The following is a 14,847-nucleotide window of genomic DNA, read 5'->3' as shown; positions in this document are numbered from 1 at the left end:
TTCAATCCCTTAATACTGCGAAAAGCTCAAGTTGAATCTCTCCCAGCGTTCCCGGCACATAGAAAGCGCAATTACCGGCATCCAGCATGGCCTGGGCTGCTGGATGATTAATCTCAAGAGCAAAGTATTGATTTTCCAGGCGTAACGGGATGGCAGCGGGTACATGCGTGAGCGGTTTTAATGGAATACCGCTAAGCGCCACATTGACGACATCAGATACATCTGCCCGGCTCCCTGCTTTACAGAGCTGTGGGAATTGCGTCAGGAGGACATGCGCAGGAAGATCCGAACGAACGGAAAGATAAAAATCAGCGCCTTCACGCAGTCGGGCATCCGACAAAGCGCCATACCAGAACTGTCGCTCTTGCGTCAGTTCAATAGCGACAACGCGAGATGGCAGACTGGCTTCCAGCAGTTCAACCAGCAGGGCAAACAGTGGTGGGAATACCTGCTGCGGATTTGCGTGCTGGTATGGAGGTACAACGCTGACATCATGGTCTAATGAAAAAGTCAGCAGGCTGCCCGCTAACCGCGCCAGCTCACGCCACAAAAGTTCGGGGTGACGGCCTGGGTTTTGCAGCATTTCTTTCAGAACAGGCTCTGAGCTATTAAGCGCATTCAGCAGCCAAAACAACGAAACATCTGCTACCGCAAAATCCGCCATCCGTTCATTACTTTCTCGGCGCAAGGCCATCAGGCGGCGACAACGAGCCTGGATACGATGCACCAAATCACTGAGCGAATTGATTAATGAGGGGCTGGCTGAAAGTGAAAGCGATGGGGGTAAAAAATCACGTCCCAGCTCCCATTGCCCCTGAGCATTACGAATAAGGCAAGCTACCGGACAAGTCAGGTAAGCGCTGTTATCGTCATGGCCATACCGCAGGGTTGTAGCATGCCGCAGCACTGCCATATCAGTCCGTTCCTGACCAGAGAGATCCTGTACTGGCAGCCATTCCTGCTGCCAGCGACACGGACGGCTAACGCCGTTATCTGATGAAAGATTGCCGCCATTAGCCGAAAGCAGCGGCAACGCCAGCACAATATCAACACTGCTGTAACCAGTAAGATGCGATAAATCACACGCCGGAGGCAGGTTATCTGAAATACCTGTATCCACTAACGTACCGTCAGGAAAGCGCACAACCAGATTAACGGGATTCAATCGGGAAACCGTTAGCGCACTTTCATCAAACTCCACGCTGATGACGCCCCACGGTGATGAAAGAGACATGTGAGCAACAACGTCAGCGACATAGGCATCCCAACGAGTCTGTTGCTGAAACTGCTGGGGAGCCAGAAAGGCCCCCTCGCTCCATAACGGACGATAGATCTTCATCGCACCTCCTGTGCTCTGCGTCGTTAAGATTTTGACTTAGGCATTTGTGAAACTAACGACAAGCTGACGTCCATACCTTCAACCTGGAAATGCGGAATGGCATACAGGCGCACACGGAAGAAACCGGGGTTATCCTCAATATCCTCCACCACGACACGCCCATCACGCAGCGGGTGTGATGCCTGCAAATCATCGCCAGGATCGGTCATTTCGGTTACCAGACTGCGCAACCAGTTATTAAGTTCAAGCTCAAGCAGGCGGCGGTCTTTGGTCGTACCAATATTTTCTCGCTGCAGTATTTTCAGGTAATGAGCGATACGAGAAAGCAGGAATATATACGGCAAACGGGAGTTAATCCGACTGTTAGCCGTCGCTTCCGGCGTATCAAACTGCGCAGGTTTCTGAGCCGAGTTAGCAGAGAAGAAGCAGGCGTAATCACGATTCTTGTAATAAGAAAGCGGAATAAAACCAAGGTTGGCGAATTCAAACTCCCGGGTTTCCGGAATCATCACCTCAGATGGAATCTTCACCTGATTACCCGTACCCAGATCGTACAAATGGATAGGCAAATCTTTAACTGCGCCGCCCGCCTGCGGCCCACGGATCTGGACGCACCAGCCATTCTTGATAAAACTTTTCACCATGTTCACAGCGAAAGAGAAAGATGCGCTGGTCCACAGATATTTTTCGTGATCCGGCCCCTTCACCTCTTCAACATAGTTAAAGCTACGTACCGGCACGGTATCAGGGCCATACGGCAGACGACCCAGTACACGGGGCATAGTCAGCCCGATGTAACGTGAATCATCGCTATCACGAAATGCTTTCCACTTGATGTATTCAGCACGTTCGAAATAATCATTGATGTCTTTTATGGCCGCGACTTCTTCCATATTTTCTTTCAGGAAAAATTTCGGCCCAACGGAGCCAATGAACGGCATATGACAGGCTGCCGACACGCCAGAAATATTGCGCAGCAGTGCAATATCCTGCGGGCTGTTATCAAATTCGTACGCTGAAATCATTGCCGCAATGGGTTCGCCGCCAGGCTGATCATATTCTTCAATATAAACATGGCGGTATAACCCACTCTGGATAAGCTCCGGCGCGTCGTCAAAATCATCGCGTAACGCATCCTTGCTGATATCCATCATTTCTACCCGGACATTGCGACGAAAATCGATGCCGGTGATCATCGAATGTAAACCGCGCCAGAGCGATTCTTGCTTCTGAAACTCAGCATGATGCATGACTTCATTAACCTGATCGCTAATCTGCTTATCAAGACGAGCAATTTGTTCATCAAGCAGTGTTTTATCCAGGCGCTCTACTGGCTGTGCGGCGTCCGCCAGACATGAGACCAGAACCTGAATAGCGGCGGTCACGCGTTCAGCCGGAGCGGCATCAGAAAGCGCTTCATCGCTCTGCCACGCATCTACATTTTTTAATGTCGAAACCGGGGAAAGATTAATTTTGTCAAAGAGGGATTGATAAACGCTGCGTTCACTGGTCGTAGTGGCCGCGACTGAAGAGGTATGTTCCTGAACAGACATCAACATATTCCTTTTATGGTCCTTTACTATTCCTGCCAATTAAACGGAGGAAACCCTGTATAGCGTTAAATCTCTTCTGGCATCATGGTTGCCAGTTCATCACGCAGTTCCTGACTCAGGGCTGGATCCTTAAGGATGGTTTCCAGCTCGCGACGAAAAGCAGCGTTATCGAGTAAGTTAGATTTCAGGTCACGAAGTAAGTTACGCATAGCCAACAGAACGCGTAATTGTGGGATATTTCTGGCTACCTGCTCAGGCTCAAAATCGCGGATATTTTTAAAGGTAAGATTAATATTGTCTTTTCTATCATCACCAGCTAACGTATTTTTAACACTCAGATTAACCACTGGTGAGAACTTAGCTAACACATCATTGAAATTATTTTTATTAATATCAACCTTTTCGCGTTCCGATAGTGGTCGTTGTTCTCTACCATTACTGAAATCACCCACAGTCAAAAGTTTTAATGGCAATTCAACCTTTTTCTGAACGCCTCCGGTGTGTAAATCTAACTTGATATTAACGCGTGCCGTCGGCACTTCATTCTGAAAACTGTCACCCATACGTCCCTCTCAGACCGGCGATTCCTGCCGATATTTTTGCGTTTTCTGGCGGAGCATTTACTAATCGCTCAACGAGTCTCATACAACGTCATTTTTGTGGGCAGCCAACAATGACTGTTAATGACAATTAATGATTATAATTAGTATGGCGACATAATCCGATATATTCCCCCAGAGAAAACATGATCAATATCACTAACCAACCAAATAATACATTAGTATTATTTATTTAAAGAAGGGATCAAGAAGCTCTTTATCTAATACAAGTAACAGAAATTAATTAACGTTAAATGCATTCACTGAATAAATATATTTTTATTAGGAAGCATCACCAAAGAAAATACTTATCATTATATATATAGACCACGGCATTTATTAAAGCATCATTGAAATCAATTTAACTATAAATAAAAAAAAGCCGGACATATACTCCGGCTTTTCGCACCTCATTCCTGAGCTCGCAGAAAGATTACGCTTCCTTCACCACAATCAGCGGCTCGATATCGCTCTCTTTTTTAATTACCAGCGACTCGTCGCCGCGCAGGCAGGTACCGCCGTAGTTACCACCTACAGTGAAGGTACAAACCTGAATATATTTACCGGCAACCTTCGGCAAACACCAAAGCTGCTGATAAATGTTCTTCTGCTCGGCGAACTTACCGCTGGTTTTATCCAGGAGCTCTTCCTGATGACTCACCAGATCGATGTTGCTGCCACAACGTCCTGCAATAGGTTTCACCGCATAACCGGTTTGTGCCAGCTCTTCATTAACAGTGAAATCCGTATCAAGCAGATAGCGGTGGTGCGGGAATAATTGCCACAGGATCGGCAGAATCGCTTTGTTGCCAGGGATCACCGTCCACAGAGGCTCGAAGACCAGCACTTCCGGGCGTAGCAGCACGTCTATCAAACGTACTTCCTGATTGGTATGCCCGGTACGGATGGGCACTGCGGCATACTCCGTTTCGCTGACCTCTCGCACCTGCTCTATCGCGGTTTCCCACGCCCAGGTTTTCCAGACGCAGTTCACCAGACGGCCATCACCGTCAATCAACTGACCGGCGTCATCCCAACGTAGCTCATCGAGGCCACGCAGAATTTTGCTGTCAAACCCGGCCTGACGCAGCGCCTGCTGCATAAACTGCGCGTGGTAGTTTTCCTCAATATCCTTATCCTGCATGATGTGGACAAAAGGACGCGCGCGGCTATGTTTCCAGGCACCAGCCAGTTCGTTGATCAATCCTTCAGCCGGATTATGTCCCTGCCCTGTGTAGCCCCGCTCGGCCCATCTTTCGAGGATCAAACCGGCTTCCGTATGGCACGATGCGGAATCGGCATTGTACTCATACACCTTCAGTCCGCGTTCATCCATGCAGAAATCCATACGCCCGGTGATCATGTGATGCCGACGACGCTGCCAGGAAAGACGCAGACGCGGCCAGAGGATTTTCGGGATGTCGAACAGCGCCAACAGGTTGTCATCTTTTAGCACTTTGTCGGTTGCGTGCAGATACATCAGGTGCAGTTCGTTGGTGGCTTTAATCAGCTCCTGCTCCGCACTCTCGGTAATGGTGAAGTACTGATGCGGATCCTGATTAATGACGTGGCCGTTCGCCAGCACGTAGGCTTTTTGCAGCGGGTCCTGTTCATCCAGCCATTTTCCGTCAAACTGCCCGTTATCTTCCAGTCGCGCGCCGCCAATGTTCAGTGAGTCATTAGCGATCTCCGGCTGCGGCAGGCTGTCACGGGTATCATCGGTCTGGATCATCCAGCCAAGGATGGTGGTGTCGTCAAAGGTATCACGCAGGGTGTAACAACCGTTTTCAACCACCATTTCCAGTTCGCGGGTCCACTGCTGTCCAGGAGGCAGCGGCGTGTGGATCACGTTCTGTTCAGCAATGCGGATTTTGTTTTCCAGCAATTGGGTGACTACCGCCACATGGCCGGTGTCTTTAAATTCGCCGCCTTTCTGCCAGATAAGCAGAGCACCTGCAACCGGCGCACGGGGCGAACCATTCGGAAATGCCTGTAACGGCAGAATATTGTCATTTACCACTTCACGCAGGAAGCGTAAGGAGAAGATCTCCCACGCCATGCCTACATCGGTGAAGACCATGCCATAGTTCAGGAAGAGAAAACGGCGGGCAAACTCTACGCACTGCCATTTGTGGCCCATATATTCGTCGTCGATATAGCTGCGAAATGCCGCGTCATCGTCGTAGTCCCGTGGGTCGAGGGAGCTGTAATCTGAAGAGTAGATTGCTACGCCGCCTGGGGCGTAGCCCAATAATGTCCCGAATGGGGCATCCTGACTGGTCGTTCCTTTGCTCATGCACCTTACCTCAAAACAATACAGCCTGAGCAGGTTGGCGTGAATTTTTCGCTCTGATTGCCTGCTCTGCGACACTAACCGGACAGAGGTCGACATCATCATACACCTCAACGCAGCGGCTGGCGCTCAGAGGCGAAAAATTCACAGCAGGAACTACGCTTTTGTCAGGGTGACCGGTACGCTTTTATACGCTGGCGTCAAGCTGTGTGTGTCTACCGCATCCAGCGAAAGCAGGACATTCGCTTCAGGCAGATAAGCGCCAACAGAGCCGGTCGCCATGTTATAGATCACCACCGTTAAGCCGTACATGATGCGTTCCGCACAGGGCTGGCCATTGTCGTCCAGCGCCTGAACATTGACCACATCTCCCTGGCTCAGACTGCGAGCCGCCGCTTCTTCGGCGCTTAAAAATACCACATCACGCCGACCGGTAATGCCACGATAGCGGTCGTTCATGCCATAGATAGTCGTGTTGTACTGATCGTGACTACGCAGCGTCGCCAGAACTAACGCATCGGCAGGTTGATTTTCTCGCTCCACCGCCCGTTGATGACTGACAACAAAGTTAGCTTTACCATTTGGTGTTCGCCATTCACGGCGTGAAGCGGGCGTATCCATGCGAAATCCGCCCGGCTCGGCAATACGTGCGTTGTAATCATGGAACGCCGGGATCACGGCGGCAATGGCGTCACGGATCAACGCATAGTCTCCGATTAACGCTTCCCAGTTGATTGGTGAAAGAGGGAGCGTGGCGCGAGCGATACCAGCGACAATAGCAGGTTCTGATTTTAGCCAGCGGGAAGCGGGTTTTAGCGCGCCACAGGAAGCGTGAACCATCGACATCGAGTCTTCGACGGTCACCGACTGAATCCCCGTCACCTGAATGTCACGTTCCGTTCGGCCTAACGCAGGCAGCAGGTAGTTATGTTTTGCCAGCAGCAAATGCGATCGGTTCAGCTTGGTCGCAACATGGACCTGCAGATCCAGATTTTTCATCGCCGCAAAAGTACGCTGCGGCTGCGGCATCGCCACCGCCAGATTACCGCCCATGCAAATGAGCGCTTTTGCCTCACCCCGTTCGATGGCCCGGATACTCTCCACGCTGGAACGGCCATGCTTGCGCGGCACGCTGATAGCGAAATGCGACTCAAGGCGTTGCAGGAACTCTTCGGACGCCGCTTCGTTGATACCCACGGAACGATCGCCTTGCACGTTAGAATGACCGCGCAACGGACAGATCCCCGCGCCGGGCTTACCCATATTGCCTTTCAGCAACAGCAGGTTTACCAGTTGCTGAACGTTCTCGGTGCCGTTTTTATGCTGAGTGATCCCCAACCCGTAACAAATAATGGTGGCGCGGGATTTGTTATAGCTGTGTGCCAGATCCTCCATCTGACTGCGCGTCAGTCCGGAGTCCTGTTCCAGTTTTGCCCAGCTACACTGGCGTAAATCGTCATACAGCGCCGAATAACCCTCGGTATGCTCATGAATAAAAGCATGATCGAGGCAGGGCTGTCGATCCAGTAAGATCCGCGCTTCGTCCATTTCGATCAGCGCTTTCATTATGCCTTTGAGCAGCGAGGCGTCACCGCCTATTTTAACCTGATAGTAATCGCTGCTTAGCTCCGTGGCCTGGCCGCCAAACATCTCTTTTGGGCTTTGCGGGAAGCTAAAGCGCTCAAGTCCCCTTTCGTTCAGCGGGTTGATGGAGATAATTTTGGCTCCGCGTTTGGCAACCTCGCGTAAGGTGGTCAGCATGCGCGGATGGTTAGTGCCGGGGTTATGTCCGATACAAATGACCAGATCGCAGTGGTCAAAGTCGTCCAGTTCAACGGTCCCTTTCCCAAGGCCAATGGCCTGCGTTAACCCAGAGCTGGTGGGACCGTGGCACATGTTTGAGCAATCAGGGAAGTTGTTGCTGCCATATTCGCGGGCAAACAGCTGATACAGAAATGCCGCCTCATTTGAGGTTCTGCCGGAGGTATAAAACTCAACCTGTTCCGCTGAGTCATAGCTGCGCAGACGCTCACCGATCTCGTGGAAGGCGATATCCCAATCCACCGCCTGCCAGGTGTCTGACGCTGCATCGTATTTCATGGGATGCGTCAAACGACCAATGTTTTCCAGTTCATAATCGCTGTAGTGCCAGAGCGTGGAAACCGGATGACGGCTGAAAAATTCCGGTGACGCTTTCTTGCTGGTTGTCTCCCAGGAGACCGCCTTCACGCCATTTTCGCACAACTCCATTGGCGCACGATGCCCCGGGTCCGGCCACGCACAGCCCGGACAATCGAACCCTTTCACCTGGTTCATTTTGAACATTGCGATAATGTCGCGGGCGACAGCCTTTTGCGAAAATACCGAAGCAGTGACGGCTTTTACCGCGCCCCACCCACCCGCCGGGCCCTGATAATCGCTTACTCCTGGAACACCATTTTTCATTATTACTGCTTATTCACCGCCAATTTTTGATGGTGAATACGGTAGCAATTTCCGTCCAACATTGATTTCCTCTTCATGGAGTACGGCCCGGCTACAATGAACGGGTTAGATTTATCTTCCCCTTTCAGCACAAAGCGACATAAAGTCCCAATCTGTTAAATTGAGTTTTCCCTAACTGCTACACTGCATCAACACAACCACTCAGAAGGCAGGTCAACATGTCAGATAATACCTATCAGCCCGCGAAAGTCTGGACGTGGGAAAAATCGAACGGCGGCGCATTCGCCAATATCAACCGCCCGGTTTCCGGTGCCACCCATGAGAAAACGCTGCCGGTCGGCAAACATCCGCTGCAGCTCTATTCGCTGGGTACGCCAAACGGGCAGAAAGTGACGATTATGCTGGAGGAGCTGCTGGCGCAAGGCGTCAAGGGCGCGGAATACGATGCCTGGATTATCCGGATTGGCGACGGCGATCAGTTCTCCAGCGGCTTTGTTGAGGTGAATCCGAACTCGAAGATCCCAGCGCTGCGCGATCACTCGCAAAACCCGCCGGTTCGCGTTTTCGAGTCTGGCGCAATCCTGCTCTATCTGGCGGAAAAATATGGTTACTTCCTGCCGCAGGATTTGGCGAAACGCACTGAAACGCTGAACTGGTTGTTCTGGCTACAGGGTGCAGCCCCCTTCCTCGGCGGTGGTTTTGGTCACTTCTATAACTATGCGCCGGTAAAAATTGAGTACGCTATTAATCGCTTCACAATGGAAGCCAAGCGCCTGCTCGACGTGCTGGATAAGCAATTAGCGCAGCATCAGTTTGTGGCCGGAGATGAATACACTATTGCCGATATGGCGGTCTGGCCGTGGTTTGGCAATGTGGTTCTGGGCAACGTGTACGACGCGGCAGAGTTCCTTGATGCAGGAAGCTACAAGCACGTGCAGCGCTGGGCAAAAGAGATTGCAGCGCGTCCGGCGGTTAAGCGTGGTCGTATTGTAAACCGTACCAACGGGCCGCTGAACGAGCAGCTTCATGAACGCCATGACGCCAGCGACTTCGATACCAATACCGAAGATAAGCGCCAGGGTTAACGTAAGATGCCGGATGGCGGCGCAAACGCCTTATCCGGCCTACATATAAGGCGCGGGCCTGATAAGCGCTGCGCCATCCGGCATAAAATCACGCGCTGGTGACGTCGTACTCCATACGGCGAAGTGCATCTAACGTGGCTTTAGCTTCATCTTCATCAATGATGCTCATGGCGAACCCGACGTGCACCAGCACCCATTGCCCGACCAGCTCAGCCGTATTACCTTCACAAATCAGGGCAATATTGACATCACGTTTGATGCCGCACACTTCAACCTGCGCAAGCTGGTGAATATCTTCACCAACGGCCAGAACCTGACCAGGGACTCCAATACACATATCTGACTCCGCCCCATAGCAACCTATGGGTTATTCGACTTCAATACTTTTCACTTTCAGTGAATCGCCCGCATCAACCCGCAGACGATCGCCCTGACATAGCGGACACTGCGCATCATGCTGGGTGATTTCCACAACCTGACTGCAATCCCAGCACCACGCCTGAGCTGGCTTGTAATCAATATGCAGCTCACAACCTTGCGCCAGCGTACCCTGACAGACGATGTCGAAACTAAAACGGACGGCACTCTCCTCAACGCAGGAGAGTGCGCCAATTTCCAGCCAAACGCCGGTTACGCGTTTGACACCGTGCTGCTCTGCCTGCTGTTGAACAATCTCAACCGCGCTTTGACAAAGGGACAGCTCATGCATTTTCGCAGTTCCGACGACCCAGCAGCAGCGCGCGGCGATTTAACTGCGGCGCATTCGGATCGCTCACCGGCAGCGATAACAGCATGCGCGCGCAATCATCAGTCAGACGGACACCTTCTTGTGCCGACATGCTGTGCGAAAGCGGCGACATCAGCGAACAGGAGAGGTATTGCGATACGCCCTCCAGTTCACCCACGGTAAAGGTCATTTCGCCATACGGCAGACGCAACCCGATTTTTTCGCTGACTTTACGCACCGGCCAGATCTGATCCGGTCCGGGGAAAATCAGTGCGCTGAGCATCCAGGGTGTGATAACACACCCCGTCCACTGACCTTCAAACAGCGTAAAATCAGAGATATATACCGGCATATTCGGATGCAGAAATGAAAGATCGTGCATTGAACGCCGGGCAACCTCTTCAAACGCCGCCTGAATTTGCGTCTTCGGGGCCGTCTGAAAACCGACAAACTCCTCAGACATGAGCCGCCTCCCGAGGGATCGCTTCAACGCCTGATTCACGAAGCGCGGCAAGAACCTGCTCAAGCGCAGGTTCAATCATGGCTTCAACCGTCGGCGTTAGCCCAATATGCGGTTCAAGCGATTCCGGAATAACACCGACTAACGTCAGCTTTTTCGGAAACTCACCGGTGAAACGCAGGGCCGACAATACGTCGGCCAGGCCAAGCTGGTGCGGTGAGATTTTGTTCGTAAACAGCGCCGGGATCTCTTCATCCCGCAGGACCATCATCGTTCCCGGCGTGTTTTTCTTCGACACGATGGCGTCAGCAATGATCAGATGATCCCTGTTCGCCATATCGCCGAGAAGCTCCATCCCAGCCGTACCACCGTCCAGAACATCAACAAAGTCTGGCAGGATGTACCGTTGCTCTAACGCCTCAACGATACGCACCCCGATGGCTTCGTCGGTCAGCAAAATATTGCCGACCCCTAAAACTAATATCCGCATTACAGAACCTTAACTGAGACCACTTCGTTCCCGTCAACGTCCACCACATGCACCGCACATGACATACAAGGGTCGAAGGAGTGAATGGTACGAACCACTTCCAGCGGTTTGTTTGGATCGGCGATTGGCGTGCCTACCAGCGAGCGCTCGTACGGTCCGACTTCATCGTTGAAGTTACGTGGGCCTGAGTTCCAGGTTGACGGAACAACCGCCTGGTAGTTGCTGATAATACCGTCTTTAATCACCATCCAGTGAGACAGCATACCGCGCGGCGCTTCGAGGAAACCAACGCCTTTAAATTCGCCCGTTGCCGGAATATCCGGTTTCACGAAGGTGGTGTGGTCGCCTTTACCGATGTTCACAATCAGCGCGTTGTACTGATCCTGCAGAACGTTCTGCAGTTCACAGCAGTGAACGGTACGGCCAATGATACGGCCCAGCGTTGAGTGCAGTTGCGACACTTCGATGGTTTTACCGGTCAGCTTGGTGTAAATCGCGATGATTTCATTCAGCTTGGCATGGGTAGATTCGCGTTTGGCCGCCAGTTTACACAGCATGTTGGCCAGCGGACCCACTTCAACGGTTTTACCGTAGAAGGTCGGCGCTTTAACCCAGGAGTATTTGCCGTCATCAGACCAGCCGGTGTAATCCGGAACCGTTGTGCCTTCCCACGGAGCCTGCGGCGCTTCGTCTTTGTACCACGCGTGTTTCGCACTCTCCTGAATCCCTTTGATCAGGTACTCATCGGAGTGAGAGGTGATCGGACGATAGGTCGACAGATCTTCATTGGTGATGTAACCACCCGGGAACAGGAAGCTGCCGTTTTTACCGTCAGTCGGGAATTCCGGCGCGCTCAGGTAGTTAACCGCACCCTGTCCGCGTTCCAGCCACTCAGGGTAGAACGCAGCAATAACAGCGGTATCAACCTTGTAAACCTGCTCAACGAAGTCGCTCAGCTTATCGATGAAGGACTTGATGTACATCAGGCGTTCAAGGTTCAGCACGCCGAGGCCGTCGAGGTTAATTGGGTTAGCAACCCCACCTACTGCCAGGTTCTGGATATGCGGCGTTTTACCGCCCAACAGCGCTACAACGCGGTTGGCATCACGCTGGCATTCCAGCGCTTGCAGATAGTGAGCAACCGCAATCAGGTTCACTTCCGGCGGCAACTGCATTGCCGGATGACCCCAGCAACCGTTGGCAAAAATGCCTAACTGACCGCTGGCAACAAGGTCTTTGATCTTATTCTGAACCTTGGTGAACTCTTCCGTGCTGTTCAGGTGCCAGGAGGACACACCGTTCAGCATAGCGGACGCTTTCGCTGGATCGGCTTTCAGCGCCGAGGTGATGTCCACCCAGTCCAGCGCCGAGAGCTGATAGAAGTGAACAATGTGGTCATGCGTGGTGTGCGCGGCCAGAATGATGTTACGGATGTACTGGGCGTTCACCGGAACATCAATATTCAGCGCGCTTTCTGCTGCACGAACGGAAGAGATAGCGTGAGTGGTAGTACAAACGCCACAGATACGCTGAACAATCATCCAGGCATCGCGCGGATCGCGGTTTTTCACGATCTCTTCCATGCCGCGCCACATGGTACCGGAAGCCCATGCTTTAGATACCACGCCATTTTCGATTTCGCAGTCGATGCGTAAATGACCCTCAATACGGGTTACCGGATCAATAGTAATTCTCTGGCTCATGCTTTGCTCGCCTCATGACGATTTTGATCGTTTTGTTTTAAAGGAGGAAGTATCGGCAGTAGACGAATGAGTACGATGTATGCACAAATCTCAATAGCCACAAAACCAATAGAAATCAACAGTTCTTCCCAGGTTGGGAAGTAGTGGTAGCCACCACCAGGATTGAACGCCACCAGCGAATAGGACAGACGCCATGTCGCACAACCCAGCAATGCGCTCAGCGCAGACAGATACAGCATGCGTGAGTCATTACGCAGCTTAGTGACGCGCAGCACCACCAGCGGGAAGACCATCAGTACGACTTCAATCCAGAACATTACGGAGTAAAGATCGCCTGCAAACGCATAGGACAGTTTGTCGCGATAGATCAACTCGCCAAAGCGCAGAACCACGAAAATCGCCAGCAATATGCTGATGGTATTCGTCAGCTTAATGAACAAACTTTTCTCGTCCGGACCGTTACCTTTCAGACCGGCTTGCACCAGTGAGCCTTCAAAGATGACGATCGAGAAGCCCATAATAAAGGCGGTTAAGACGGAGAAAAGCGGCAACATTTCATACGCTTGCCATAGCGGATGCACCTTATAACCCGCAGAAATCATCAATGAACCCATTGAAGACTGGTGCATGGTTGGCAGCAGCGCGCCGAGAGCGATAATGAAGAACATCACTTTATTCAAACGCTTGAGAGAGACTTTCCAACCCAGACGTTCAAACAGAGCCGGAGCAAATTCCAGCGCCATGATGCCGATATAGATGGTCATACAGACCGCCGTTTCGAACAATACCGAGTTCACGTTGAAGTGACCTGGAATGTAGAAATACGGCAGGTTCCAGTAACGACCGACGTCAATGGTGATCGACAGACCACCCAGCGAGTAGCCAAACAGGCTTGCCAGCAGCGCCGGACGCACCAACGGATGGTATTGCCCTCTGTTGAAAACATACACCGCCCACGCCAGCGCCCAACCGCCGCACGCGAAGCCAGTACCAATCAACAGGTCAAACGCGATCCATACACCCCATGGGAAACCGCCGTTCAGATCGGAGACTGAGCCCAATCCGAAGACCAGACGTTTCACGATCAGGAGCATACACAGGACGATTAACGGCCCAAAAATAATGACCGGTTTGCTGATTATTTTTCCGCCCAGCGGTTTAGGATCATGACTCATGATCGTCTCCTCCGTCGTGATGGTCGTTTTTCGTGTTACGACGAACCAGCACGGTTAAGCCCGCCAGCGCAGCCAGGGGTAATATCATGCCCTTATACAGGGAATGTTGAACATGTTCAGAACGCGCACCGGTTGAAAGATCATCCAGTTTTGGCAGATCCAAATCCTCGTAAGGAACACCCGTCAGCACCATCACCTGCGTACCACCACCTTCCTTCTCACCGTACAGGTGTGGGTAGTACTTCGGTACCGTATGCAGATAGGTATCGCCCGCTTTCACCGTCTGACGCGGATAGTGGTATTCGCTGCCAGGCTTCAGCGCGAGACGTTTTTTCGCCTCAGCCATCAGCTCTTCACGCGTACCAAAAATCACCGCACCGGCAGGACACACTTCAACACAACCCGGTAAACCGCCTTTATCCAGACGTTCCACTCCTTTCTGGTTACACAGTTCACATTTATGAAGCGCACCAAACGGGTTGTTATAGTCGTACTTAGGTACGTTGTACGGACAGGCGACCATGCAATAGCGGCAGCCTGTACAGACATCTTTGTCATAGTGGACGATGCCGGTTTTCGGATCTTTCTTCAGAGCGGAGACCGGGCAAACGGAGACGCAGTTCGGATCGACACAGTGCATGCACTGTTTCTTAATGTATGCGTAGCCATTTTCTTCCTGGTCTTTGTTAACGCCTGTTCCGCTACGCCACACCTGAATGATGTTATTGGTATACGGCGACAGTTTGTCGTTGTTTGACCAGGTCTGCTCGCCTTCCGGGTTACGCGCCGGGAAGTTGATGTCCTGACACTTGGTGACACAGGCCTGGCAGCCCACGCATAGCGTCGAGTCATAGAGCATCCCAAGAGAACCAGGGATTGGCGGACGGTTTTCTGCAGCCGCATGGCTGATGGACGGCGCAGCGCCCAACAGCAATGCCCCGCTGGAGGCTGCTTTAATAAAGTTACGTCTGTTCACGG

At 51.9% G+C, this 14,847-nt stretch carries 13 protein-coding genes; 1 reads left to right on the top strand and 12 read right to left on the bottom strand.

The window, feature by feature from the left end:
- Nucleotide 1: 1 nt before the first annotated feature.
- The 5 genes from tssK to ACVXHP_RS10445 form a co-directional block, all read right to left on the bottom strand.
- A complete protein-coding gene (gene tssK / locus ACVXHP_RS10465; protein ID WP_316128957.1) occupies nt 2-1,339 on the bottom strand; it encodes a type VI secretion system baseplate subunit TssK in 1,338 nt (445 codons plus the stop codon).
- 23 nt (nt 1,340-1,362) lie between these two features.
- A complete protein-coding gene (gene tssC / locus ACVXHP_RS10460; protein WP_316128956.1) occupies nt 1,363-2,892 on the bottom strand; it encodes a type VI secretion system contractile sheath large subunit in 1,530 nt (509 codons plus the stop codon).
- Nucleotides 2,893-2,957: 65 nt separating this feature from the next.
- Complete coding sequence (tssB, locus tag ACVXHP_RS10455) at nt 2,958-3,455, bottom strand: type VI secretion system contractile sheath small subunit (RefSeq protein ID WP_316128954.1); 498 nt, start codon at nt 3,453-3,455, stop codon at nt 2,958-2,960.
- Between the two features lie 469 nt (nt 3,456-3,924).
- The gene (gss, locus tag ACVXHP_RS10450) at nt 3,925-5,787 is read right to left on the bottom strand and encodes a bifunctional glutathionylspermidine amidase/synthase (RefSeq protein ID WP_447571393.1); all 1,863 of its coding nucleotides are present in this window, start codon (nt 5,785-5,787) and stop codon (nt 3,925-3,927) included.
- Between the two features lie 153 nt (nt 5,788-5,940).
- Entirely contained in the window at nt 5,941-8,229 is a 2,289-nt protein-coding gene (locus ACVXHP_RS10445; RefSeq protein WP_447571392.1) for an FdhF/YdeP family oxidoreductase, read from the bottom strand.
- 218 nt (nt 8,230-8,447) lie between these two features.
- Between ACVXHP_RS10445 and yghU the strand changes: the two genes are divergently transcribed.
- Nucleotides 8,448-9,314 carry a glutathione-dependent disulfide-bond oxidoreductase gene (gene yghU / locus ACVXHP_RS10440; protein ID WP_038633828.1) on the top strand — a complete coding sequence of 289 codons (867 nt, stop codon included), beginning with the start codon at nt 8,448-8,450 and terminating at the stop codon, nt 9,312-9,314.
- Nucleotides 9,315-9,402: 88 nt separating this feature from the next.
- Here yghU and hybG read toward each other — a convergent pair whose 3' ends face one another.
- From hybG to hybA, 7 genes are read right to left on the bottom strand one after another with little or no spacing between them, the layout of a single operon-like run.
- Nucleotides 9,403-9,651 carry a hydrogenase maturation factor HybG gene (gene hybG, locus ACVXHP_RS10435; protein WP_042310968.1) on the bottom strand — a complete coding sequence of 83 codons (249 nt, stop codon included), beginning with the start codon at nt 9,649-9,651 and terminating at the stop codon, nt 9,403-9,405.
- Nucleotides 9,652-9,681: 30 nt separating this feature from the next.
- On the bottom strand, nt 9,682-10,023 hold the full coding sequence (gene hypA / locus ACVXHP_RS10430) for a hydrogenase maturation nickel metallochaperone HypA (protein WP_003828349.1): 342 nt from the start codon (nt 10,021-10,023) through the stop codon (nt 9,682-9,684).
- Nucleotides 10,016-10,504, bottom strand: coding sequence for a hydrogenase-2 assembly chaperone (hybE, locus tag ACVXHP_RS10425; protein ID WP_447571391.1), 489 nt, complete (start codon nt 10,502-10,504; stop codon nt 10,016-10,018). The genes hypA and hybE overlap by 8 nt, the downstream gene beginning before the upstream one ends.
- A complete protein-coding gene (locus ACVXHP_RS10420) occupies nt 10,497-10,991 on the bottom strand; it encodes a HyaD/HybD family hydrogenase maturation endopeptidase (protein WP_032944999.1) in 495 nt (164 codons plus the stop codon). Before ACVXHP_RS10420 ends, hybE begins: the two co-directional genes overlap by 8 nt.
- Entirely contained in the window at nt 10,991-12,694 is a 1,704-nt protein-coding gene (gene hybC, locus ACVXHP_RS10415; RefSeq protein WP_038633838.1) for a hydrogenase 2 large subunit, read from the bottom strand. The genes ACVXHP_RS10420 and hybC overlap by 1 nt, the downstream gene beginning before the upstream one ends.
- A complete protein-coding gene (gene hybB / locus ACVXHP_RS10410; protein WP_042310972.1) occupies nt 12,691-13,869 on the bottom strand; it encodes a Ni/Fe-hydrogenase cytochrome b subunit in 1,179 nt (392 codons plus the stop codon). Before hybB ends, hybC begins: the two co-directional genes overlap by 4 nt.
- Nucleotides 13,859-14,845 (bottom strand): hydrogenase 2 operon protein HybA, encoded by a 987-nt coding sequence (hybA, locus tag ACVXHP_RS10405; RefSeq protein WP_003828357.1) that lies wholly within the window; start codon nt 14,843-14,845, stop codon nt 13,859-13,861. The genes hybB and hybA overlap by 11 nt, the downstream gene beginning before the upstream one ends.
- Between the last annotated feature and the right edge of the window lie 2 nt (nt 14,846-14,847).

The sequence above is a fragment of the Citrobacter freundii complex sp. 2025EL-00176 genome, from assembly GCF_053309355.1.
This window is presented reverse-complemented; position numbering and strand designations above follow the sequence as displayed.

Bases quoted from the DNA above. Each gene is read 5' to 3' on its own strand.
- tssK (WP_316128957.1), bottom strand. From the start codon at position 1,339: ATGAAGATCTATCGTCCGTTATGGAGCGAGGGGGCCTTTCTGGCTCCC.
- tssC (WP_316128956.1), bottom strand. From the start codon at position 2,892: ATGTCTGTTCAGGAACATACCTCTTCAGTCGCGGCCACTACGACCAGT.
- tssB (WP_316128954.1), bottom strand. From the start codon at position 3,455: ATGGGTGACAGTTTTCAGAATGAAGTGCCGACGGCACGCGTTAATATC.
- gss (WP_447571393.1), bottom strand. From the start codon at position 5,787: ATGAGCAAAGGAACGACCAGTCAGGATGCCCCATTCGGGACATTATTG.
- ACVXHP_RS10445 (WP_447571392.1), bottom strand. From the start codon at position 8,229: ATGAAAAATGGTGTTCCAGGAGTAAGCGATTATCAGGGCCCGGCGGGT.
- yghU (WP_038633828.1), top strand. From the start codon at position 8,448: ATGTCAGATAATACCTATCAGCCCGCGAAAGTCTGGACGTGGGAAAAA.
- hybG (WP_042310968.1), bottom strand. From the start codon at position 9,651: ATGTGTATTGGAGTCCCTGGTCAGGTTCTGGCCGTTGGTGAAGATATT.
- hypA (WP_003828349.1), bottom strand. From the start codon at position 10,023: ATGCATGAGCTGTCCCTTTGTCAAAGCGCGGTTGAGATTGTTCAACAG.
- hybE (WP_447571391.1), bottom strand. From the start codon at position 10,504: ATGTCTGAGGAGTTTGTCGGTTTTCAGACGGCCCCGAAGACGCAAATT.
- ACVXHP_RS10420 (WP_032944999.1), bottom strand. From the start codon at position 10,991: ATGCGGATATTAGTTTTAGGGGTCGGCAATATTTTGCTGACCGACGAA.
- hybC (WP_038633838.1), bottom strand. From the start codon at position 12,694: ATGAGCCAGAGAATTACTATTGATCCGGTAACCCGTATTGAGGGTCAT.
- hybB (WP_042310972.1), bottom strand. From the start codon at position 13,869: ATGAGTCATGATCCTAAACCGCTGGGCGGAAAAATAATCAGCAAACCG.